General features: G+C 63.7%; 22 protein-coding genes. 7 read left to right on the top strand and 15 right to left on the bottom strand.

Annotation, left to right across the window (positions count from 1 at the left end; all coding sequences use genetic code 11):
* Nucleotides 1–19: 19 nt before the first annotated feature.
* Nucleotides 20–994, top strand: coding sequence for a 2-hydroxyacid dehydrogenase (locus tag BGP85_RS17545; RefSeq protein WP_103449109.1), 975 nt, complete (start codon nucleotides 20–22; stop codon nucleotides 992–994).
* A 97-nt stretch (nucleotides 995–1,091) separates the two neighbouring features.
* On the opposite strand, the gene BGP85_RS17540 is transcribed toward BGP85_RS17545, so the two are convergent.
* The 4 genes from BGP85_RS17540 to BGP85_RS17525 form a co-directional block, all read right to left on the bottom strand.
* Nucleotides 1,092–2,030 carry a glycosyltransferase family 2 protein gene (locus tag BGP85_RS17540; protein ID WP_103449108.1) on the bottom strand — a complete coding sequence of 313 codons (939 nt, stop codon included), beginning with the start codon at nucleotides 2,028–2,030 and terminating at the stop codon, nucleotides 1,092–1,094.
* A complete protein-coding gene (locus BGP85_RS17535; protein WP_103449106.1) occupies nucleotides 2,030–2,395 on the bottom strand; it encodes a GtrA family protein in 366 nt (121 codons plus the stop codon). Before BGP85_RS17535 ends, BGP85_RS17540 begins: the two co-directional genes overlap by 1 nt.
* On the bottom strand, nucleotides 2,392–3,885 hold the full coding sequence (locus BGP85_RS17530; protein ID WP_103449104.1) for a glucosyltransferase domain-containing protein: 1,494 nt from the start codon (nucleotides 3,883–3,885) through the stop codon (nucleotides 2,392–2,394). Before BGP85_RS17530 ends, BGP85_RS17535 begins: the two co-directional genes overlap by 4 nt.
* A gap of 77 nt (nucleotides 3,886–3,962) precedes the next feature.
* On the bottom strand, nucleotides 3,963–4,856 hold the full coding sequence (locus BGP85_RS17525; RefSeq protein ID WP_103449102.1) for a DMT family transporter: 894 nt from the start codon (nucleotides 4,854–4,856) through the stop codon (nucleotides 3,963–3,965).
* A gap of 148 nt (nucleotides 4,857–5,004) precedes the next feature.
* On the opposite strand from BGP85_RS17525, the gene BGP85_RS17520 reads away from it, so the two are divergent.
* Complete coding sequence (locus BGP85_RS17520; RefSeq protein WP_103449101.1) at nucleotides 5,005–5,880, top strand: helix-turn-helix domain-containing protein; 876 nt, start codon at nucleotides 5,005–5,007, stop codon at nucleotides 5,878–5,880.
* Between the two features lie 30 nt (nucleotides 5,881–5,910).
* Here the strand turns inward: BGP85_RS17520 and BGP85_RS17515 are convergent, their stop codons facing one another.
* From BGP85_RS17515 to BGP85_RS17490, 6 genes are all read right to left on the bottom strand, one after another.
* The gene (locus BGP85_RS17515; protein ID WP_103449099.1) at nucleotides 5,911–8,301 is read right to left on the bottom strand and encodes a TonB-dependent siderophore receptor; all 2,391 of its coding nucleotides are present in this window, start codon (nucleotides 8,299–8,301) and stop codon (nucleotides 5,911–5,913) included.
* 102 nt (nucleotides 8,302–8,403) lie between these two features.
* Nucleotides 8,404–9,384, bottom strand: coding sequence for a FecR family protein (locus BGP85_RS17510; RefSeq protein ID WP_103449097.1), 981 nt, complete (start codon nucleotides 9,382–9,384; stop codon nucleotides 8,404–8,406).
* Nucleotides 9,381–9,932, bottom strand: coding sequence for an RNA polymerase sigma factor (locus BGP85_RS17505; protein WP_258035897.1), 552 nt, complete (start codon nucleotides 9,930–9,932; stop codon nucleotides 9,381–9,383). Before BGP85_RS17505 ends, BGP85_RS17510 begins: the two co-directional genes overlap by 4 nt.
* 4 nt (nucleotides 9,933–9,936) lie before the next feature.
* Complete coding sequence (locus BGP85_RS17500) at nucleotides 9,937–10,263, bottom strand: DUF3325 domain-containing protein (RefSeq protein WP_103449093.1); 327 nt, start codon at nucleotides 10,261–10,263, stop codon at nucleotides 9,937–9,939.
* Nucleotides 10,263–11,834 carry a PepSY-associated TM helix domain-containing protein gene (locus tag BGP85_RS17495; protein WP_103449092.1) on the bottom strand — a complete coding sequence of 524 codons (1,572 nt, stop codon included), beginning with the start codon at nucleotides 11,832–11,834 and terminating at the stop codon, nucleotides 10,263–10,265. The genes BGP85_RS17500 and BGP85_RS17495 overlap by 1 nt, the downstream gene beginning before the upstream one ends.
* Nucleotides 11,831–12,136 (bottom strand): DUF3649 domain-containing protein, encoded by a 306-nt coding sequence (locus BGP85_RS17490; RefSeq protein WP_103449090.1) that lies wholly within the window; start codon nucleotides 12,134–12,136, stop codon nucleotides 11,831–11,833. Before BGP85_RS17490 ends, BGP85_RS17495 begins: the two co-directional genes overlap by 4 nt.
* Nucleotides 12,137–12,383: 247 nt before the next feature.
* Here BGP85_RS17490 and BGP85_RS17485 point away from each other — a divergent pair, with 247 nt between their 5' ends.
* Nucleotides 12,384–12,731: an HPF/RaiA family ribosome-associated protein gene (locus tag BGP85_RS17485; protein ID WP_103449089.1), complete on the top strand. Its 348-nt coding sequence runs from the start codon at nucleotides 12,384–12,386 to the stop codon at nucleotides 12,729–12,731.
* 124 nt (nucleotides 12,732–12,855) lie between these two features.
* Nucleotides 12,856–13,158, top strand: a complete 303-nt coding sequence (locus tag BGP85_RS17480; protein ID WP_103449873.1) for a DUF3509 domain-containing protein — start codon at nucleotides 12,856–12,858, stop codon at nucleotides 13,156–13,158.
* Nucleotides 13,159–13,161: 3 nt separating this feature from the next.
* Here BGP85_RS17480 and BGP85_RS17475 read toward each other — a convergent pair whose 3' ends face one another.
* Nucleotides 13,162–13,632 carry a phosphate-starvation-inducible protein PsiE gene (locus tag BGP85_RS17475; RefSeq protein ID WP_103449087.1) on the bottom strand — a complete coding sequence of 157 codons (471 nt, stop codon included), beginning with the start codon at nucleotides 13,630–13,632 and terminating at the stop codon, nucleotides 13,162–13,164.
* A 295-nt stretch (nucleotides 13,633–13,927) separates the two neighbouring features.
* Between BGP85_RS17475 and BGP85_RS17470 the strand changes: the two genes are divergently transcribed.
* Entirely contained in the window at nucleotides 13,928–14,194 is a 267-nt protein-coding gene (locus tag BGP85_RS17470) for a YebG family protein (protein ID WP_103449085.1), read from the top strand.
* Nucleotides 14,195–14,223: 29 nt separating this feature from the next.
* Here the strand turns inward: BGP85_RS17470 and BGP85_RS17465 are convergent, their stop codons facing one another.
* Nucleotides 14,224–15,243 (bottom strand): Leu/Phe/Val dehydrogenase, encoded by a 1,020-nt coding sequence (locus tag BGP85_RS17465; protein WP_103449084.1) that lies wholly within the window; start codon nucleotides 15,241–15,243, stop codon nucleotides 14,224–14,226.
* Nucleotides 15,244–15,366: 123 nt separating this feature from the next.
* Here BGP85_RS17465 and BGP85_RS17460 point away from each other — a divergent pair, with 123 nt between their 5' ends.
* Nucleotides 15,367–16,173, top strand: a complete 807-nt coding sequence (locus tag BGP85_RS17460) for a SirB1 family protein (protein ID WP_103449082.1) — start codon at nucleotides 15,367–15,369, stop codon at nucleotides 16,171–16,173.
* On the opposite strand, the gene maiA is transcribed toward BGP85_RS17460, so the two are convergent.
* The 3 genes from maiA to hmgA are packed head-to-tail and all read right to left on the bottom strand — an operon-like array spanning nucleotide 16,167 to nucleotide 19,408.
* A complete protein-coding gene (gene maiA / locus BGP85_RS17455) occupies nucleotides 16,167–16,799 on the bottom strand; it encodes a maleylacetoacetate isomerase (RefSeq protein ID WP_103449080.1) in 633 nt (210 codons plus the stop codon). The genes BGP85_RS17460 and maiA overlap by 7 nt on opposite strands.
* Nucleotides 16,800–16,810: 11 nt before the next feature.
* Complete coding sequence (fahA, locus tag BGP85_RS17450; protein WP_103449078.1) at nucleotides 16,811–18,103, bottom strand: fumarylacetoacetase; 1,293 nt, start codon at nucleotides 18,101–18,103, stop codon at nucleotides 16,811–16,813.
* A 3-nt stretch (nucleotides 18,104–18,106) separates the two neighbouring features.
* On the bottom strand, nucleotides 18,107–19,408 hold the full coding sequence (gene hmgA, locus BGP85_RS17445) for a homogentisate 1,2-dioxygenase (protein ID WP_103449076.1): 1,302 nt from the start codon (nucleotides 19,406–19,408) through the stop codon (nucleotides 18,107–18,109).
* Nucleotides 19,409–19,522: 114 nt separating this feature from the next.
* Between hmgA and BGP85_RS17440 the strand changes: the two genes are divergently transcribed.
* Nucleotides 19,523–20,305, top strand: a complete 783-nt coding sequence (locus BGP85_RS17440; protein ID WP_103449075.1) for an IclR family transcriptional regulator — start codon at nucleotides 19,523–19,525, stop codon at nucleotides 20,303–20,305.
* Nucleotides 20,306–20,648 lie beyond the last annotated feature (343 nt).

The following is a 20,648-nucleotide window of genomic DNA, read 5'->3' as shown; positions in this document are numbered from 1 at the left end:
CGCCCTGAGAAGTTGCCCGATGAAAAAGACCGTCCTGGCCTTCAGCCGTATCACCCCGGCCATGGCCGAGCGCCTGCAGCAAGACTTCAACGTGATCGTGCCGAACCCCAAGCTCGGCGACATCAGTGCCCAGTTCAACGAAGCCCTGCCCGAGGCCCACGGCCTGATCGGCGCTGGCCGCAAGCTCGGCCGCGCGCAGCTCGAAGGCGCGGGCAAGCTCGAAGTGGTGTCGAGCGTTTCGGTAGGCTTCGACAACTACGACGTCGACTATTTCAACGAGCGCGGCATTGCCCTGACCAACACCCCGGACGTGCTCACCGAAAGCACCGCCGACCTAGGTTTTTCGCTGATCATGGGCTGTGCCCGCCGCACCGCCGAGCTGGACGCGTGGACTAAGGCCGGCCACTGGCAGGCCACGGTCGCCCCATCGCACTTCGGTAGCGACGTGCATGGCAAGACGCTGGGCATTGTCGGCCTGGGCAATATCGGCGCCGCGATCGCCCGCCGTGGCCGCTTCGGCTTCAACATGTCGATCCTGTATGCCGGCAACAGCCGCAAGACTACACTGGAGCAGGAACTGGGCGCCCAGTACCGCAGCCTCGAGCAACTGCTGGCCGAGGCCGACTTCGTCTGCCTGGTGGTGCCGCTGTCCGACGCCACGCGCAAGCTGATCGGCGCCCGTGAACTGAAGCTGATGAAACCGAGCGCGTTCCTGATCAACATCGCCCGGGGCCCGGTGGTCGACGAGGCGGCGCTGATCGAAGCGCTGCACAATGGCACTATTCGCGGCGCCGGCCTGGATGTGTATGAGAAGGAGCCGCTGAGCGAGTCGCCGCTGTTCCAGCTGCCCAATGCGCTGACCTTGCCGCACATCGGCTCGGCCACCGCCGAGACCCGCGAGGCCATGGCCAACCGGGCGATGGAGAACCTGCGGGCAGCGTTGCTCGGTGAGCGGCCGCGGGACCTGGTGAATCCACAGGTGTGGAAAGGCTGATAATTCTCTAGCGCCTGTACCGGCCTGTTCGCGGCTGAAGCCGCTCCGAACCTGTAGGAGCGGCTTCAGCCGCGGAGGCCGGTACAGGCACCTTATTTCATCTAGGCTGACGCCGACGTCCCAACACCTTGCGCACCACATACCGCGGCCGATGCTTGGTCTCCTGGTAAACCCGCCCGACGTACTCCCCCAATATCCCGATGCCAATCAGCTGCACCCCACCCAGGAACAGGATCGCCGTCATCATCGAGGGATAGCCTGGCACATCATTGCCGTGCAGCATCTTGTCGATCAGCATGTACACCGCAAAGGCAAAGGCGAACAACGAAACCCCTGCGCCCACGTAGCTCCACAGCCGCAGCGGCACGGTGCTGAACGAGGTGATGCCATCCAGTGCCAGGTTCCACAAACGCCAGAAGCTGAACTTGCTGTTGCCCGCCGCGCGCTCCGGCCGGTCGTATTCGACGATCGCGGTACGAAAACCCACCCACGACAGCACCCCCTTCATGAACAGCTGCTGCTCCGGCAACTGGCGGATCGCAGCCACCACCTTGCGGTCGAGCAGGCGGAAGTCGCCAACGTTCTCTTCGATATGGGTTGAGGCAATACGATTGTGCAGGCGGTAGTAAAAGCGCGCACTCCAGCGTTTGAGGGGCGTATCGGCGGCTCGGCTACGACGCTTGGCCAGTACCACGTCGGCGCCATCGCGCCACAGCGCGATCATCTGCGCGATGACGTCGACCGGATCTTGCAGATCGACATCGATCGGCACCACGGCATCGCCTTCGGCATATTCGAGGCCGGCGAACAGCGCCGACTCCTTGCCAAAATTGCGCGAAAAGTTGACCACCGTGACCCACTCGTCCCGCGCCGCCAACTCGGCGCAGATGTCTTCGCTGGCGTCGCTGCTGCCATCGTTGACGAACAGGATCTCCACCGTCACGTCCTTTAGCGTCGGTTCGCCGCGCACCGCGTCATAGAAGCGCTCCAGGGTGTCCTGCTCGTTAAACACCGGCACGATCAGAGTAATGTTCATCAGCCCCTCCGTTTGAACACTACGGTGTGCGAAAAGCAGTAGCCCGCGACCAGGCTGGTTGCCGAGAAGGTCAGCAAGGTCAGCCAGGGCGACAGGCCCGCCAGGTCGGAAAGCGCTCCCAGCGCCAGGCTGAGGCAGCCCATGCCAAGCAGGAACAGCAGGTAGCGCTTGCCGGTTGGCCTGACCGCGAAGGTGTAGCGGGCGTTGAGCTGATAGGACACGGTCGCGGCCACGGCAAAGGCCAGCAGATTACTCGGTGCCTGCTTCAGGCCTAGGGCCAGGTGCAGGCCGAAGAACACCAGCCAGTGCACCAGCGTGTTGCCGATGCCGACCAGGCCGTAGCGGGCAAAATGGTGCCAGGTCACTGGCCATATCCTTCTGGCGGCTTGACCAGTACGTAGGCGTCGTCGCCGACCCGGTGGATGTCATAGAAGCGGTTCGACACCTGCGGCGTCGGGCTGGCCGCCAGCACCTGCTGCCGGCCCAGCGGTGGTGGCTGGTAGAACGTGTGCAGCTCGTCGATACCCACGCGGGGCAGCATCTCGGGTAGCACCAGGTAGTTGTAGGCGTGGACCTTCGCCATGGCCGGCATGGCCTGCAAAGTACCCGCCGCCGCTGGAATCCAGGGGCGCTTCAACCAGTAGCCGAGCACGTAGTAATGCTCTGCCTTGCCAAACGACAGCAGATCATGGGCCAGCATCTGCGCGATGGACTGATGCAACGCTTTCTGCAAGACCAGCACTCGGCCATAGGCAAACGAGAACGAGAGCATGAACAGCAAAGGCGTGACCTGCGCCAGCAAACGCAAGCGTGGCCAACTGGCCAGTGCTCGGTGAACCAGGGCATACAACAGCATCAGCAGGACACCCAGCCCCATCAACACCCGCACCGACTGCTCGAACTCCGCCAGCAACAGGATGAAACCAGGGACAAACAGGACAACCAGCACAATCGCCATCAGCAAGGCCGCCATCAGGCCCAGCCGCTCACCCGCAGTGGCCGGGCGTTGCCACAGGCGCTGCAACTCACGCAGCAACGCCAACGCGGTGCAGAGCAGCAGGAGCGCGAACAGCCAGGCATTACCGGGGGTGATCAGCAAGCTGACGACCTCGGCCGTGGTTCTCAGTCGTGCCATTACCTCAGCCAGCCATCGCCCATCCAGTGGCAACAACCCGCCGCGCGTCGAGGTCACCAGCCAGGCGCTGCTGGCGTAGTACAGCAAAACGCCCAGCAAAAGCTGCCCCGCACGTGCCACAGCCAGCCGGCAGACCACAGCACCCCGATCCCCCTCGATCACTCGGCGCATCACCTCCAGCGCACAGAGCCCGGCAAACACGTTGACACTAGGTTGATAGAGCGCAGCGCCGGCAGCTACCAGCAGGCCCCCGCACAACCCGCCACGCCAGCGCTGTGTGCCCAGTGTGATGGCCCAGACTGCCGCCGCCATGGACAACGCCATGCTGGCGCCGTCGTACTGGTAGGAAAGGTTCTGCAGGAAATACGGTTGGAACCACAAGGGCAACACCAACAGCACGCTGCTCAGGCTCGGTGTCTCGAACCAATAGCGCAGCAAACGCACCAGCGCATACCCGGTTACCAGCACCGCCAGCAGCAGCGGCAACGGATAGAGGTTCACGGCAGCGGGGGCGAAACTGAGTGCGGCGTACAAGGCGACCATCAACGGCCGCCCTACGTCCATCCAGTCATTACGCGCCAGATGTTCACGGGCGTAGTCGTCGAGAAACGGCATGTCGGCCATCAGCAACGGCAGGACATGCAGCAGCAACGCCGCGCAGCAGAGCAGCCACAGTTGTACAGGTATAAGTGGCTTGTCCCATGACGGCGGTGGCGGCATCTCCCTTCCCCGGATAAAGACTTCCGCAGAAGAGTCTAGCCAGCCACCAACGCCCTACCCGGCATTTTTTGGCAGCCTCAAGCCATGGCGGCAGCCGGCTTGGGCCGTAGCTTGCGAAACACAAGCACATTGCCCGCCATCACTGCCACCAAGCCTAACAGCGCCGGTGTCGTCCACTGGTAGCCTTCGGCAACCGCCGACACGTTCAGCGCTACCAGCGGAAACAGCACGGTGCAGTAGGCCGCCCGCTCCGGCCCCATGCGCCCGACCAGGGTCAGGTAGGCGGTGAAACCGATCACCGAGCCAGGGATGACCAGGTACAACAGCGAGCCGATGTAGCGGGTGTTCCATTCCATGGCGAAGGGGATGCCGCTGACCAGGCAATACACGGCCAGCATCGACGCGCCATAGACCATGCCCCAGGCATTGGTGGTCATCGGTTTGAGCCCGGCCTTCTGCTGCATGCTGGAGAGCATGTTGCCGGCCGAGAAGCACAGCGTACCGAGCAGGGCCAGGCCCAGGCCGTAGAGGGTTTCGCGGCTGGCCGTGTGGTGCGAAAGCTCGGGCCAGAACAGCAGGCCCAGGCCGAGCAAGCCCAACGCACCGCCACCGAGGACATTGCTGGCGATCTTCTGGCCGAAGAAGATCCGGGCGTTGAGCGCATTCCACAAGGTGGCAGTGGAGAACACCACGGCGATCAGACCGCTGGCGATCCACTGGCTGGCCGTGAGGAAGCACATGAAGTTGACGCAGAACAGGCAGAAACCCTGCGCCAGGCAGATCAGGTGGCCGCGCCGGTTCATCGGCTGCAGGCGGCGGGTGAGCAGGAGAATGGCAAACAGGATCAGGCCGGCCAGGGCGAAGCGGTAGACGATCGACACCGGAATGGCGACTACGCCCAGTTGCAGTTTCAGGGCGATCCAGGTGGTGCCCCAGATCAGGACGGTGAGCAGGTACAAAGAGAGGTTCATGGCGGCGGTTCCTTGGGCCTTTCAAATTCAACGCCATCAGTGTTCTCCCTGCTCACCACCCTGCGCTTGCACAAACTTGCGCTTTTTGCCCACTGGTGGCTGTCAGCGAAACGCTGGCGCAGTACGATGAGCGCCAGAGGACCCGCCCATGACGCCACTCACCCAGCTGCAAGTGTTCAACGCCATGCACGCCTCGCCCAACGCCCGGCTGGAGCTGAGCGCGCACCTGGGCGACGGGCTGGCGGCGGCGTTATGGAGCAACCGCGACGACGCTCGCGACTATCAGGCGCCAAGCCATCACACGCTGTCGTGCTACATCGCCGATGGCACCGGTACCTTCCGTCGCCAGCGCCCGGCCGACAAGGGTGCGCCAAACAAGCTGTGCATCATGCCGGCGGGGCACGAGTCGAACTGGGTGGTGAACGGTGCGATTCGCCTGGCCCACCTGTACATCAGCGAAGGGCAGTTCGCCCTGGGTTGCGTGCGCTTGCTCGACCGCGAGCCACGCGAGCTGCAATTGCAGGAGGCGACCTTCCTCGATGACCCGCAGCAATCCGTGCGCTTTCGCCAACTGATCACCCTCGACTGGGATGAACCCGCCGAGCGTTTGCTGGCCAGCAGCCTGGCCCACGAAATCGTCGACCATACCGTGCTCAGCCAGGTTGGCCTGCGTCAGGGGTTGCGCCTGAAAGGCGGGTTGGCGCCAAGCCTGCGCCGGCAACTGGTGGAATACATCGAGGCGCACCTCGACCAGCCGATTACCCTGGGTGAACTGGCATTGCGCTGCAATCTGTCCGAATACCACTTCGCGCGGATGTTCCGCACCAGTTTCGGCTTGCCGCCGCATCAGTATCTGCTGGCGCGGCGCCTGCATCGCGCCCGCCAGCTACTGCGCCTGGGCGAGCTGCCCCTGGGCCAGGTAGCGCTGCTGTGCGGCTTTGCCAGCGCTAGCCATTTCAGCAACCGCTTCCGCCAGGCAATCGGTGCAACCCCTGGCGAGTACCGCTCGGCCGTGAGCTCGTGAAACCGGGGCTGCGAAGCAGCCCCGATTGCCTCAGAACTCGAAGGTGCTGGACAGGCTCACCTGCCGCGCATCGCCAATCGCCACGAAATACTGGTTCACCGCCGAGCTGTAGTAGACCTTGTCGAACAGGTTCTTCACGTTCAATTGCAAGCGCACATTGTGCTCGTCGAGCTTGGTCTCGTAGGTGGCGAACGCATCGGCCACGGTGTAGCTCGGCAGGTCGAAGGTATTGGTCGAGTTCCCCGGCCGCTCGCCTACGTAGCGCGCCCCGGCGCCGAAACGCAGGCGATCGCCGCCGAACAGGCTGCCGAAGTCATACACCGCCGACAGCGAACCGGTGTGTCGGGCCACGTTCTGCAGGCGGTTGCCCTCAAGGTCGGGATCCTTGGTCACCTTGGCATCGGTATAGGCGTAGCTGCCGATCAGGCTCCAGCGCTCGCTGAGCTGCCCGGTCAGGTCGAGTTCGACACCCCGCGAGCTGACTTCCCCTGCGTTGCTGTAGACCGTCTCGCCAGTGCCAGTGTCGAAGTTCGCGACCAGTACGTTGCGCTTGGTGATATCGAACAGCGCCAGGGTACCGGTGAGGCTGCCCGGCATGTCGAGCTTGGCCCCCAGCTCCCAGGACTTACCCTCCTCCGGCGCCACCGACGAGTCCAGCACCACGCCACCGGTCAGCGGGGCGATGCTGGAGTTGGGCTTGAACGACTCGCTGTAGCTGCCATACAGCGACAGCTGGTCATCGACCTTGTAGACGATGCCCGCATGGGGCACCCAGGCTTGGCCGTTACTGTCGGTATTGGCCTTGAACGGGCGACCGCGGCCGGCGTATTGGTCGTATTGCTGGTAACGCGCGCCAGCGACCAGGATCCAGTGCTCATCCAGGTGCAGTGCGTCCTGTACGAACAAGGCGTCAGTGCGCAGCTTGTCGGTCTGGTCGCTGTCGCTGGCGCGCACCGTGGTGCCCTCCACTTCCTGGCCGTAGACCGGGTTCAGGTAGCTGAAGGTGGATTGCGAGGTCTGACGGATCAGATCGCCGCGAAAGATCTTGCGGTCTTCGTGGTCGATGCCGAACAGCAGGTCGTTCTGCATGCCGGCCAGTTCGACATTGCCATTGAGGCTCAAGGTGGCGAACTGGTCGCGGCTCATGGCGTTGTGGGTGCCATCGATGCTGCGCGTCAGCGTGCCCTTGGCCTCGTTCACGCCGGTCACGCGAACCTGGCTGGCATCGTAGGTCTCGCGGTTGAAGCTGTAGCCGAAGTGCAGCTTCCAGTCATCGGCCAACTGGTGGTCGACCTCCAGGCGGTACAGGTCGGAGCGCCCTTCCATGTCGTTGAACGGCTCGTCCAGGCGGCGGGTGGCCGGAATGTCCAGCGGGTGGCCGTTGCTGCCAAATGCCGTGCCGCGGGCGAACGGGTAGAGGAATTCGCGGTGCTCATAGGCCAGCACCACCTGGGTGTCCTCGCCGAGCCAGGCCAGCGACGGCGCCACCAGAGACTCGCGGTGCACGCCGAAGTCGCGCCAATAGTCCTCGTCCTCGTGGTCAACGATCAGGCGGTAGGCGAAGTTGCTGTCGCCCAGCGCGCCGGTGCTGTCGAAACCACCGCCGCTGCCATTCTTGCCGCTGCCATAGGTGGAGCCGCGCACGGTCAGGGCGTTGTACTGCTGCAGTTGCGGGCGCTTGCTGACCACGTTGATCACCCCGCCCGGGTCCTGGATGCCGTACAGCAACGAGGCCGGGCCCTTGAGTACTTCGACCCGCTCGGTGCTGGCATTGAGGCTGCGGCCCTGCACCAGCGGCATGCCGTCGCGCATGATCGAGCCGTCGCGGTTGTCACCGAAGCCACGTTTCATCACCGTGTCGGAAGTGCCACCGAAGTTGTTGCCCTGGGTGATGCCGCTGACGTTGGCCAAGGCGTCGTCGAGGTTGCGCGGGGCTTGGTCGCGGATGACCTGGGCCGGCACCACGTTGATCGCTTGGGGGATGTCCTGGGACGGGCCCTGGCCGCGCATGATCGAGGCACTGGCGGGTGGCTGATAGCTGTAGCTGTCCATTTGCGAGGTCACCGTGGTGGCCTGCAGGTTGAGGGCGCCCGAGGTATCCACAGGTTCGAGCGTCAGGGTGCGTGCGTCGAGGCGGCGCCAAGTCAGGCCACTGTTGCCCAGCAGCTGTTGCAGGGCCTCTTCGGCGCTGAACGAGCCGTTGACGGCCGGGGCCTGCACGCTGGGCAGTTCGAGGGTGTAGACCACGCTCTGGCCAGTGGCACGGCTGAACGCGTTGAGGGCTTGAGCCAGCGGCTGGCTCGCCTGGGCGAACGTGTGCAGCTGGCGTTGCTCGGCGGCCATGAGGCCAGGGGCAGCGGTGATGGCCGAGCACGCTGCAAGGCCGAGCCAGAGGGGAACGCAACGCGGGGTGAACTTCATGGACGCTGACCTGTGAGAGGGTTATTACTGCGAATGAATCGCACTTCCACTCATTACACGGATGCCAACTCCTGTTACCTCATCCGTTTTTGAAATTTTTTGTCAGCGGATTACGGTCAGCCGCCCCAACAAGGTTTGCCGCGAAAAACCCAGCACCTTGCCCAGCGAGTCCAGTGCTGCCAAAGGCTCATCTGACGGGAAGCTGCCGCTGACCTTGCGCCGCCCCAACTCGCCGTCGAGCAACACGATGCGGCCGGGGTAGTAACGGCCCAGGTCTGCCACCACCTGCGCCAGCGGCACCTGGTAATAATTCAGCCAGCCTTGGCGCCAGGCCAGGCGGCTGTCGCTGTCCACGCTCGCCAGCTCACCTGCTTGCCCATCGGCATAGGCCAGCTGCTGGTTTGCCGTCAGTACCTGGCCGCCCTGCCCTGTCGCCGGGATAACCGCCACACGCCCGCTGCGCACGGTGACCTGCGCGCCCTGCCCCTGGTCACGCACCTCGAACTGCGTACCCAGCACCCTTACTTCGCCGCCAGCGGCTTCCACCACGAATGGTTGCCCCGTATGGGTAACCTGGAAAAACGCTGCGCCATGCAACAGGCGCACGCGACGCTCGCCTTGCTGGAAATCGACGGCGATGGCGCTGCCCGCATCCAGGGTCACCTGTGACTGGTCCGCCAGGGTCACTAGGCGAATCGCATCACTGCTGCTGAAATCGGCCTGCAGATTGAGCAACCAGTCACTCGGCCGCCAGCCGCCCGCCATGCTGACAGCCAGTACCAGGCAGGCCGCGGCCAATGCCATGCCGGCGCGCCGCCAATGCCCTCTGGCAGGCGGCTTGGTGATGGCCTCCAAGTAGCGCTGCAAATCTGCCTGTTCTTCCTCGGCCAGGCGCACTGCCGGTGCTTCGCTGAGCTGCCACAGCAGCTGAGCCTCGGCGTAGGCTTCGCGATGCTTCGGGTCTTCCAGCAACCAGCGCTTGAACTCCGCGCTGCTGGCCGCTGCCGGCTGTTCGATGATGCGGATCAGCCATTGCAAGGCAGCCTCGGACTGGGCGGCGGTGATCAGGTCTGGATGGCTCATCGGCGGGTGCTCCCAAGCCTGCGAGTGAAGGTCGCGGGCTCGGCAACACTGGCCTTGCACGCTTCGAGGGCGCGCATCATATGCTTTTCCACGCTGCTCTGGGAAAGCTGCATGGCCTTGGCGATTTCGCCGTACGTGCAGCCATGAACGCGATTGAGCAGGAAGATGTGCCGCGTGCGCTCGGGCAGGGCTCGCAGGGCGGCTTCCACACGCTGCAGGTCATGATCGACCTCCACAGCCTGCTCCGGTGCCTGAGCCAGGCCGGCTTCATCCAGCGGCACGGATGCTTCAGCGACGCGTTCGCGGCTGCCTTCACTGCGCAGGTGGTCGATGGCCAGGTTACCGGCGCAGCGCAACAGGTAGGTGTCGAGCGCTTCGACCTTGACCTCGGGGCGCCGCCAAAAGCGCAGGAACAGCTCCTGTACCAGGTCGGACGCTGTGGCACGGCAGCCCACCCGGCGACTGACCAGCGCCTCCATGCGCGCACGCTGGGCCAGGAACACCTCGACGAAGCGCGTGCGGGTGCCGTCGCTGTCGGTTTCGCTCAAGGCATCACCCGGCAAACATGGCCAGCAGCGGGCCCAGCACCAGGCTGACAGCAGCCAGGCCCAGCAGCACACGTGGCAGATAGGGCAAGCCGAACACCCACAAGGTGGCACCAGCCATCAACAGCGCGACCCACTCCACCAGACCGTGAGCCCAGCCACGCCAGTGAACGCAGAGGAACAGCGACAAAGTCAGCAACAGCCAGCCCGCAACGCGCAGTGCACGCAACTGACCAGGGCCGGGCTTGCGCTTGAGCAGCTCGCTGAAGTGTTTGTCCATCGCCAGGCACAATGCGGCGAAGCCGGCGTATTCGATCAGGGCAATACTCAGCATCACAGCACCTCGACCCTTTCGGTCGCTACCTTGGTCGCCCGTAACGCACGCTTGGCGACAGGCTTCGGGGCCCGCAGCATCTTGCTCGCGGCCCAGGCCAGGAAAAGCCCGCAAACAAGGGCGGTAAGGTCGAACCCAGCCATGGCCCAGTCACCCGCAGGCACAGAGACGTTCAACCCTTGGCCAGTGCTCAGGGCATTGAGCACCGGCAGCAGGGCAAAGGCCAGTGCGCCCAGTGCCAGCTGCTCGCCCCAGGCCTTGCGCCCCGGGCGCAGCACGGCATGCAGCAACGACGCCAGCCAGACCAGGAAGAACGTGTTCACTTCCCAGTCGGCGCGCCCTGGCAATGCCACCGGCAGCAGCCGGTTGGCCCAGAAGAAGCCGGCCACGGCCAGGATCAGGCCGCTCATGCTGGCGATGTTGAGCACTTCGACCAGGCGCAGTTCGCCCGGCAGGCGTTCGCTCTTGGCATGCTTGAGCTGGCGCTTGCCCAGCCACATCACCAGGCCGGTACCGATCACCGCCGTGCCGGCAAGCCCGAAGGCAAAGTACAGCCAGCGCAGCCAAGGCCCGGCGTAGTTGCCCATGTGCAGGCCGGCAAAACTGAAAGAGGTCATCATCGTGGTGCTTTCCGGTGCACCCTGTTTCAGCAGTTCGCCGGTGGCACCATCGAAGGTCCAGCTAGCACTGCGCTTGTAGGGGACATTATCCGCCGATGATTGGGTGAAGGTGACACGGGCATTTCGATCACCTGCGTTCTGCACCTGGATGAAGCCCATGCGCGCGCCGGGCACCTGCGCCTGGACCTTGGCATGGAGGCTCGCCAGCGGCACCAGTGGCGCCGCGACATTGGCTACCTTAGGTGCCTCGTCGCGACCGAACAGGTCATTGAAGTAATCGCCGGTATTGCCATAGCTGGCCATGATGCTGGCCGGCATGACCATGTACATGAACAGCACCAGGCTGCTGTAGCTGATCATCAGGTGGAACGGCAGCACCAGCACGCCGATGGCGTTGTGGCCATCCAGCCACGAGCGCTGGCCCTTGCCAGGGCGGAAGGTGAAGAACTCCTTGAAGATCTTCTTGTGGGTGATGATCCCGGTGACCAGCCCCAACAGCATGATGAAGGCGCATAACGTCGACAGCCAGCGGCCCCATGGATACGGCATCTGCAACTCGAAATGGAAGCGATAGAAGAACTGGCCGCCACGGCTGTCTCGCACCTCGACCGGCTGCCCGCTCTGTGCGTCCAGATCCTTCCTGACAAAGCCCCGACGCCCACCCTCGGGGTCGCGCCAGCCGACGTTCAAGGCAGCCTCGCGCTCGCTGGGCAGGCGGATCATCCAACTGCCCGAATGCGCGGCGTTGCTCTCCAGATAGCGCTGGGCCAGCCCCAGGCTGGCTACCGGGTCGAGTGCATGACGGCGCACTTCCGGCTGCGCCCAGTGGCTGACTTCATCCTTGAAGTACGACAGGGTGCCAGTAAGGAAGATGGCGAACAGCAGCCAGCCAAAGATCAGGCCGGTCCAGGTATGCAGCCAGGCCATGGCCTGGCGGAAGCTTTCCTTCATGGGTTTTTCATCCAGTAGGCGAACCCGCCGAGCAGCCCCAGCACCAGGCTCGGCAGCAGCACGCCGAGCCAGGCACGCCAGGCGCTGCGGCAGGCGAAGCACCAGATGAAGGCCAGCAGATAGAACACGAACGAGAGCATCAGGCCGGTCAGCGTTGCGTCGACCTGGGGCAACGGCAGCAACAGGGCCAGACAGACACTGCCCAGCGACGCCAGCAGATAGCCGCCCAGCAATGCCGCCAGGCTGCGTGAAGCCACGGCCAAGCGATAGTTGAGAGGAAGTCCGGGGGCGGAGCGCTTCATGGCGTAAGTCCGGGAAACGGGAGTGCAATAGTAATGATTTCAATTCTCATAAGCAAAGATCGCGCGCCGTTCACCCCTTCCGATCGCAGGTGGTCAAGCCGGATTTGCAACAGGAAATTTATTTTCAGAAAGGGGTTGTAATCGCTTCGCCGTTGCCTGACCTTAGAGTCAAGAGGCGCAGAAATACCAAGGCCCTCAATGGCCTAGGCACGCCTCCATGCGAGCAAGCTGAATAAGGATTGGAATCATGCAAATCCAGGTCAACAGCAGCAACCATATCGAAGGCAACATCCGTCTCAACGAGTGGGTCCGCAGTACGCTGGAAGCCACCCTCGAACGCTATGACGACGACCTCACCCGCATCGAGGTGCATCTGCGTGACGAGAACGGCGCCAAGCCCGGCCCGCATGACAAACGCTGCCAGTTGGAGGCTCGCCCGAAAGGCCATCAGCCAATTTCCGTGACCCACACCGCCGCGTCACTGGACCAGGCAGTCGATGGCGCCGCCAGCAAGCTGAACAATGCGCTGGAACACTTCTACGGCAAGCTGCGCAGCAAGCGCGGTGCACTGGAACTGAGTGACCCCGAGGCCTGATCATCTGCAAGCACAATAACGCCCGGCCTGTGCCGGGCGTTTTCGTTTGCCCCGATCGATGGGGCTGAACCAACCTGCGGTTTACCCGGTCAACTTCTGCAGTCATTCATTGCAGACCCCGACCATGAACAACCCCTTCGAACAGATCAGCGCCGCCTTCGCCCCCGAATACCGGGTCAACCTGAGTATCGAGCGGCTGGACGGCAGCATCATGCTGACCCTTTCCGACGACGCCGGCGTGGTCGCCAAGCGCCTGATCAGCCAGGCCCAACGCAACGACCCGGTGCGCCTGCAGCGAATCATCGACAGCATCCGCCTGGGCCTGGCCATCGAACTGGGGCAGAACCCGTTGCAGGTCCTCGCCGCCCTGACCCGCGACAGCTGCCGCGAGCCACGTCACCAGGCAGCCGTCGGCGTGGCCAACTGAGGGCTATTTGCCCTCCTCCACTTCCTTGCCGCTGGCGTCCAATACCTTGGTCGAGGGGTAGCGGTACGAGGCGTAGCGCACCACCAGGATCGAGAACGCCAGCAGCAGGATGCCGCCACACACGTACAGCAGCCCCTCATCCGGCGCCTTGTGGTGCGACACATCGCCAATCAGCAGGCGCGTCAGCGCGGTGATCGCCACATACAGCAGGAAGCGGATCGGCATATGGTTGGTCTTGAAGTAGATACCGACCATCGCCCCGAGCTCCAGGTAGATGAACAGCAGCAGGATGTCATCGACGCTGATCCCACCCTTGCCGAGCATGTCCAGGAAGGTCACCACCGCCGCGTAGGCGGTAATCGCGCCGATGCCGAACAGCGCCAGGTAGTGGAACGCTTCCACGCACAGGTTGCCCAGCGCGTCGGCCGAGCCGTGCAGGCCCTTGCGCAGTTTTTCAGCCCATTTGATATCCACGATGTGCGATTCCCCGATACGACATGAAGGATGATGCGTCACGCCTGTGACGCTTGTGCCATGCAGTTAAAGGGCCAGGCCCCTGCCTTGGAAGGCGACCGATTGCCGCAAGGCACGGGCGGCATGCGAATTCAGCACAGCTACAATTTCTGGTTGCGAAACGACCGCATTGCCATTACTGTACATCGATACAGTATTCGGTAACGGCAATCTGCCCGACTGCCTGGATAGCAACTGAACCGCAAAGCAGAAGGCGCACGACCGCCCCCTGCTACCACTGACCGAGAGGCCTCGTATGGCTGTTGAGATTCTTTACCGCAGCACGCGCGATTTGGAGACCACGTTCTTGGACCGCAAACTCGCAGACGCCCATGACCAGATGCTGGAACTGGCCGAGGTGCTTACTCAGGTTCTGGTAAAGCATGTGCCTGGGCTTGATGAAAACATTGCCGAAGAGGCAAGCATCTTCATGGCCAAGAACCGGGCGGTGTTTGCAGCGGCGTTCAAGAACAATGCGGCAGCATTGGCTGATCTGGATGCGGCGGAAAATGGCAGCGAGTAAGCGGCTTGAAGGTGCTGCGGCGTCCGACTTCAACCATAAAGCAAACGCTCGGCCAGCATTTGCGCCACCCGGGCCGGCGAACGTTTTTCCGCCTGGGCATGGCCGAACACTTCGGTCAGCCGCGTAGGTATCCGCGCCAGGTGCGCGGTGATTGTACCCAGGTCGCCCCCGCGATGCTTCAGCGCCACGTAGATCAGGCCACCAGCATTGATCACATAGTCGGGGGCATACAGGATGCCGCGCGACTCCAGCTGGTCAGCCACCTGCAGCGTGGTCAGCTGATTGTTCGCTGCCCCCGCCACCGCCGCGCAACGCAACTGCATCACGGTCTGACCATTGAGCACCGGCCCTACGCCACAGGGCGCGAAAATATCGCAAGGGGTGCTGATCAGGGCGTCATTGGTCACCGGGTGAGCATTGAACTGCTCCACCGCCAAGCGCACCCGCCCGGGGTCCAGGTCGCTTACAAGCAACTCCGCGCCCGCCGCATGCAACTGCTCGGCCAAGGCATAACCGACATTGCCCAACCCTTGCACGGCGACACGCAGGCCTTCGAGGTTGCTGCTGCCCAGGCGTGCCTGCGAGGTGGCGCGGATGCCGGCGAACACGCCCATGGCGGCATGCGGTGACGGGTCACCGGAAGCTGTGGTACTGGTGACATGCAGTGTGCTCTGGGCAATGCAGTCCATGTCCAGGGTCGAGGTCCCGCTGTCCACGGCAATGATGAAACGCCCTTGCAAGGTATCGATGAAGCGGCCGAACGCCTCGAACAGCGCCGCACGGTTTTCCACATGCGGGTTGCGCATGATCACCGCCTTGCCGCCACCCAAGGGCAACCCTGCCAGCGCCGCCTTGTAGCTCATGCCTTGGGCCAGGCGAATGGCGTCGGTCATGGCACTCTCGTCATCGGCATAGGGCAGGTAGCGGCAACCGCCCACCGCCGGGCCCAGTTTCTCGCTGTGAATCGCCACGACGGCCTTGAGGCCGGTGGGCGGGTCAATGAACAGGTGCAGCGACTGGGTACGGGTGCTTTGCATCAGCGCGAACATCGACTGGCTCCCCAACGAGGTGCTCCTACCAGTATAGGCACGCGCCACAGACCGGCGCGGCGGGCGGACCACTGGACGAATCCACGTCCCCCAGCTAATACTCAAACGTGTGTGGAGAGCCCCATGAAACCACGTCAAGCCTGCCTGGCATGCCTGGAGCGCGAGCCGGTCGCCCTGCTGGAAGCTGCGTTGTGGATCGCCGTCGAGCATGATCGCAAGGTCGAGCCTGCGGCCAGCCTTGCCACACTGCAAAACCTGCAAGGGCAGATCAGTGCCTGCCTGCCCATGCTGCCGTTATCCGAACTGGCCCAGCCGCTGCTGCGTCAGCTCAATGCACTGGGCTTCCAGCAGGACGAATACCACCCGCTGCGCCCGCAAGCGGCGCTGTTGGACAAGGTACTGCAGCGCCGACGCGGCCAGCCCCTGGCACTGGCGATCGTCACCCTGGAACTGGCCCGGCGCCTGTCCATACCGCTGGAAGGCGTGGCATTCCCTGGACACTTCCTGCTGCGCGTGCCCGGTGCCGATCACCTGCTCGACCCTTGCGGGGGGCGCCGTCTGTACCCCAATGATTGCCGCGAGCTGCTGGCGCGCCAGTTCGGCCCGCATGTGCCGCTGACTGCCGAACACCTGCACAGCGCCAGCGCCACGCAGATGCTGCAGCGCCTTTCGCGCAACCTGCGCCAGTTGCATATCAGCAACGACAACCACCTGGCTGCGCTGATAGATGCCGAACGGGTCATGCAACTGGGCCCGGCGCAGGTCAGTGACTACATGACCCGCGCCACGCTGTATCAACAGCTGGACTGCCCCCAGGCCGAACGTTTCGACCTGGAGCATGCCCTGCTGCTGACCGACGACCCGGTCCAGCGCCTGAAACTCTCCGAACGTATCGGCAAGCTACCGACGGTGAACCGTTCGATTCACTGAGCCGGCGTGTCCGCCTGGCAGGACGGATGCGCCTTGGCGAACGCCGAATGCCCCTTGGCCAGTGCAGCGACCCGGGCGATGCGTGGGTAGCCGCTGAGGTCGATGTTGAAGCGCTCGGCCGCATACAACTGCGGAATCAGGTAGATATCCGCCAGCCCCGGCTCATCGCCAAAGCAATAACCGTGGTCGCCAATCAACTGCTCCACGGCGGCCAGCCCTTGACCGACCCAGTGGGCGATCCACTGATTTACCTGCGCCTCATCGTGACCCAGCTGGCGCAGTTGATTGAGCACGCTGACATTGTGCAGAGGGTGCACATCGCAACCGATGATTGCCGCCACGCCGCGCACCTTGGCCCGCAGGGCCGCGCCAGCCGGCAGCAATGCGGGCTGTGGATAAACCTCTTCCAGGTACTCGATGATCGCTGGCGACTGCACCAGCAATTCACCGCCGTCGGTGCGCAAGGCCGGCACCCGGCCTTGCGGGTTCACCGCGACGTAGGCATCACCGCGCTGGTCACCCTCGAGCAGATTGACCGGCAAGGCCTGGTAATCCAGGCCCTTCAGCGCCAGGGCAATGCGCACCCGATAGGAAGAGGTGGAACGGTAATAGGTATACAGCTCCATGGCCTGCTCCCTCAGTTGGCTGCGATGATCTTGCCGCGGCATTCGCCGAAGCCGATGCTGGCCACGCCCTCACGCTTGCAGCGGGCGCGCAGGATGATTTCGTCACCGTCTTCGAGGAACTTGCGGATCTCGCCACTGGCCAGTTCCACCGGCTGCTTGCCGCCCACGGTGGTTTCCAACAGGCTGCCGTAGGCGTCTGGCGTGGCACCGGACAGGGTACCGGAACCGAACAGGTCGCCGGGCTGCAGTTGGCAGCCATTGACGCTGTGATGGGCGATCAGCTGGGCCACGGTCCAGTACATGTTCAAGGTGTTGCTCAAGGCCAGACGTTGCGCCGGCAAGCCCTGCTCGCGCATGCGCTCGGTGAGCAGCAGCACTTCCAGTTCGATATCGAAGGCGCCATTGGCCTGGTCACGCTGATCGAGCAGGTATGGCAGCGGCTGCGGATCGCCTTCCGGGCGGGCCGGCTGGGCGCAGCGGAAGGGCTCCAGGGCTTCGGCGGTGACTACCCACGGCGAAATCGTGGTGATGAAACTCTTTGACAGGAACGGGCCCAGTGGCTGGTATTCCCAGGCCTGGATATCCCGCGCCGACCAGTCGTTGAGCAAGCACAGACCGGCAAGGTGCTGCTCGGCCTCGGCAATCGGAATGGCCTGGCCCATATCGTTGCCCTGGCCGATCCAGATGCCCAGCTCCAGTTCGTAGTCCAGCCGCGCGCAGGGGCCGAAAGTCGGCTCGGTGTGGCCGGCAGGCAAGGTCTGGCCTTGCGGGCGACGGACCTCGGTACCCGATGGACGCAAGGTTGAGGCGCGGCCGTGGTAGCCGATCGGGACGTACTTGTAGTTGGGCAGCAGCGGGTTGTCGGGGCGGAACAGCTTGCCGACGTTGGTGGCGTGCTGGATACCGACGTAGAAGTCGGTGTAGTCGCCGACCTTGGCCGGCAGGTGCAACTGGCACTCACTGGCCGGATACAGCGCAGACTTGAGCACAGCTTGGTGTTCGCTGTGCTCGCCCAACAGCTCCAGCAGACGCTCACGCAGCGCCACCCGGGCATCACGCCCCAGCGCGAAGAAGCCGTTCAGCGCACCGCCACGGGTGGCTTCCACCGCTACCTTGGCCTGGCCAGCGAACAGGCCCAAGGCCAGCGCGGCTTCCAGATCAAGGATGGCATCGCCGATGGCGACGCCACAGCGCAGTGCTTCACCCGGGCGGCTGAAGACGCCCAGCGGCAGGTTCTGCAGCGGGAAGTCGCTGTGCCCGTTGGCGTGCTCGACCCAGCTACGGGCGATGGCGGTCTGGTTCATGGGTTATCTCCGGTTCGGGTTGAAGGTGCTCGGCAAGGTGGCCCAGCAACTATCGTAGTCGGCCTGCAATTGCGGGCTGTCGAGTGCCTGCAGGCTCGGGCGCAGCACCTGGCTGGTCTCGAACATGAAGGCCATGGTGTTGTCGATCTTGTGCGGCGCCAGTTCGGCGGCGATGGCCTTCTCGCAGGTCTCGGCATCCGGCCCGTGGGCACTCATCACCCCGTGCAACGAGGCACCACCCGGCAGGAAGCCTTCGGCCTTGGCGTCGTAGGCTCCGTTGATCAGGCCCATGAATTCGTTCATCAGGTTGCGGTGGAACCAAGGTGGACGGAAGGTGTTCTCGGCCACCATCCAGCGCGGCGGGAAGATCACGAAGTCCATGTTGGCCATGCCGTGCACGCTGGTCGGCGAAGTCAGCACGGTGAAGATCGACGGGTCCGGATGGTCGAAGCTGACCGTGCCGATGGTGTTGAAACGGCGCAGGTCATACTTGTAGGGCACGTTGCTGCCATGCCAAGCGACCACGTCCAGCGGCGAGTGCTGCAGCTCGCAAGCCCAATGCTCGCCGAGGAACTTCTGCACCAGCTGCACCGGGCCATCAACTTCTTCGTAATGCGCCACCGGGGTGAGGAAATCACGAGGGTTGGCCAGGCCATTGCTGCCGATCGGCCCCAGGTCAGGCAGGCGCAGCGGCGCGCCGTGGTTTTCTGCGATATAGCCGCGGGCCTGGCCATCGGGCAACTCGACACGGAACTTCATGCCGCGCGGGATCACGGCGATTTCCTGTGGTTCGACGTCCATCACGCCCAGTTCGCTGGCGATGCGCAGGCGGCCTTGCTCCGGCACCAGCAGCAGTTCGCCGTCAGCGTTGAAGAACACCCGGTCCATGGTGCGGTTGGCGCAGTAGATGTAGATGCTGACCCCGGCCGGTTTTTCGGCTGCCGAGTTGGCCACCATCGGCACCCAGCCTTCGATGAAATCGGTTGGCTCGCTGGGCATGGGCTGTGGGTTCCAGCGCAGGCGGTTGGGCGTGACCGCACCCAACGGGCCGCTCAAGGGCTGGCGCTGCAGGCGCTCGAAACGCGGGTGCAGGGCCGATGGCCGGATGCGATACAGCCAGGTGCGACGCAGTTCGCTGCGGGCCATGGTGAACGCCGTGCCCGACAGCAGCTCGGCATACAGGCCATAGGGGGCTTTCTGTGGCGAGTTCTGCCCGACCGGCAGGGCACCGGGCAATGCTTCGCTGGCGAATTCGTTTCCGAAGCCGCTCAGGTACTGAAGGTCGGGGGACGTGTCGTGGTGCATCGAAACCTCCGGATTTTGTTTTTATCGTAATCTGATTACGAATAACGTAATTTGCTCCCCGCCAGGCGTCAAGCTATAAAGGCGCGACGCGAAAAATCCGGAAGCTTCCTACCCATGGCCAAAGCCAGCTCCCCCGCCGACAACGGCAAGCAGAAAGTCCGCTCGGCGGAAGTCGGCACCGACATCCTCAAGGCCCTTGCCGAGCTTTCCCCCTCTACCTCGCTGTCGCGCCTGGCCGAGCATGTGCAGATGCCGGCGAGCAAGGTGCACCGCTACCTGCAGGCGCTGATCGCCAGTGGTTTCGCCGAGCAGGATGCCGCCACCAACCACTATGGATTGGGGCGCGAAGCATTGCGTGTGGGGCTTGCAGCGCTGGGCAGCATCGATGTACTGAAAGTGGCGGCACTGCCACTGTCGCAACTGCGCGATGAGCTGAACGAGAGTTGCTTCCTCGCCGTATGGGGCAACCAGGGCGCCACCGTGGTCAGCATCGAGCCCGCCGTACGGGCGGTCACGGTGGTGACCCAGATCGGTTCGGTGCTGCCGCTGCTCAGCTCTTCCACCGGCCTGGTGTTTGCCGCCCATCTGCCTGAGCGAGAGACGGTGGAGCTGCGTGACCGCGAGCTGGCCGCACTGCAGCAGAACGCCAGCGACTACGAAGGCTTGCTGGCGGGGATCCGCGAACAGGGCTTGCACCATGTGCACGGTCTGTTGATGCCGGGTGTGGATGCGTTGTCTGCACCAGTGTTCAACGCCATGGGGCAGATCGCGGCGGTGATGACCGTGGTCGGCCCGACCTCGATCTTCCATGCCGATGAGCACGGCCCGGCAGCCCGGCGTCTGTTGGCTGCAGCGCGAGACACCAGCTGGCGCATGGGCTACTCGCCAGCGGCCTGAAAAATCCGCCTGGCACTGTTGCCCGAAACGTAAAGGTGAATGTCACAAGCGGCTATTTTTCCCACAGGATCAAGCGCTTATTCTTACCTCACTGGCCGGCATGAAGGGCTCTACCCCCCGCCTTTCAGGCCCGCGAGGTTCACCGACGTTGATTTTGAAGCTCCTTGATCTAACGTCTCGATTGGCCGCTGCGTTTTGCAGCGGCCTTTTTTTTGGGCATGTGCATGGCTTGATAGATGTGATGCCTGGGGGAGGCATGCCTTGAGAGGTGTAGTACCTGTAAAATCGAGCGCCGCGCGGGCGGCGCTCGAGCTCATAAGCGCTGCAAATCTGTCGACAGCCA

It is taken from the genome of Pseudomonas putida, from assembly GCF_002906855.1.
In the GTDB taxonomy this organism is placed as follows: Bacteria; Pseudomonadota; Gammaproteobacteria; order Pseudomonadales; family Pseudomonadaceae; genus Aquipseudomonas; species Aquipseudomonas putida_N.
This window is presented reverse-complemented; position numbering and strand designations above follow the sequence as displayed.

Coding starts and splice junctions, on each gene's coding strand:
- BGP85_RS17545 (WP_103449109.1), top strand. CDS start 20: ATGAAAAAGACCGTCCTGGCCTTCAGCCGTATCACCCCGGCCATGGCC.
- BGP85_RS17540 (WP_103449108.1), bottom strand. CDS start 2,030: ATGAACATTACTCTGATCGTGCCGGTGTTTAACGAGCAGGACACCCTG.
- BGP85_RS17530 (WP_103449104.1), bottom strand. CDS start 3,885: ATGCCGCCACCGCCGTCATGGGACAAGCCACTTATACCTGTACAACTG.
- BGP85_RS17525 (WP_103449102.1), bottom strand. CDS start 4,856: ATGAACCTCTCTTTGTACCTGCTCACCGTCCTGATCTGGGGCACCACC.
- BGP85_RS17520 (WP_103449101.1), top strand. CDS start 5,005: ATGACGCCACTCACCCAGCTGCAAGTGTTCAACGCCATGCACGCCTCG.
- BGP85_RS17515 (WP_103449099.1), bottom strand. CDS start 8,301: ATGAAGTTCACCCCGCGTTGCGTTCCCCTCTGGCTCGGCCTTGCAGCG.
- BGP85_RS17510 (WP_103449097.1), bottom strand. CDS start 9,384: ATGAGCCATCCAGACCTGATCACCGCCGCCCAGTCCGAGGCTGCCTTG.
- BGP85_RS17500 (WP_103449093.1), bottom strand. CDS start 10,263: ATGCTGAGTATTGCCCTGATCGAATACGCCGGCTTCGCCGCATTGTGC.
- BGP85_RS17495 (WP_103449092.1), bottom strand. CDS start 11,834: ATGAAGGAAAGCTTCCGCCAGGCCATGGCCTGGCTGCATACCTGGACC.
- BGP85_RS17490 (WP_103449090.1), bottom strand. CDS start 12,136: ATGAAGCGCTCCGCCCCCGGACTTCCTCTCAACTATCGCTTGGCCGTG.
- BGP85_RS17485 (WP_103449089.1), top strand. CDS start 12,384: ATGCAAATCCAGGTCAACAGCAGCAACCATATCGAAGGCAACATCCGT.
- BGP85_RS17480 (WP_103449873.1), top strand. CDS start 12,856: ATGAACAACCCCTTCGAACAGATCAGCGCCGCCTTCGCCCCCGAATAC.
- BGP85_RS17470 (WP_103449085.1), top strand. CDS start 13,928: ATGGCTGTTGAGATTCTTTACCGCAGCACGCGCGATTTGGAGACCACG.
- BGP85_RS17465 (WP_103449084.1), bottom strand. CDS start 15,243: ATGTTCGCGCTGATGCAAAGCACCCGTACCCAGTCGCTGCACCTGTTC.
- BGP85_RS17460 (WP_103449082.1), top strand. CDS start 15,367: ATGAAACCACGTCAAGCCTGCCTGGCATGCCTGGAGCGCGAGCCGGTC.
- maiA (WP_103449080.1), bottom strand. CDS start 16,799: ATGGAGCTGTATACCTATTACCGTTCCACCTCTTCCTATCGGGTGCGC.
- fahA (WP_103449078.1), bottom strand. CDS start 18,103: ATGAACCAGACCGCCATCGCCCGTAGCTGGGTCGAGCACGCCAACGGG.
- hmgA (WP_103449076.1), bottom strand. CDS start 19,408: ATGCACCACGACACGTCCCCCGACCTTCAGTACCTGAGCGGCTTCGGA.
- BGP85_RS17440 (WP_103449075.1), top strand. CDS start 19,523: ATGGCCAAAGCCAGCTCCCCCGCCGACAACGGCAAGCAGAAAGTCCGC.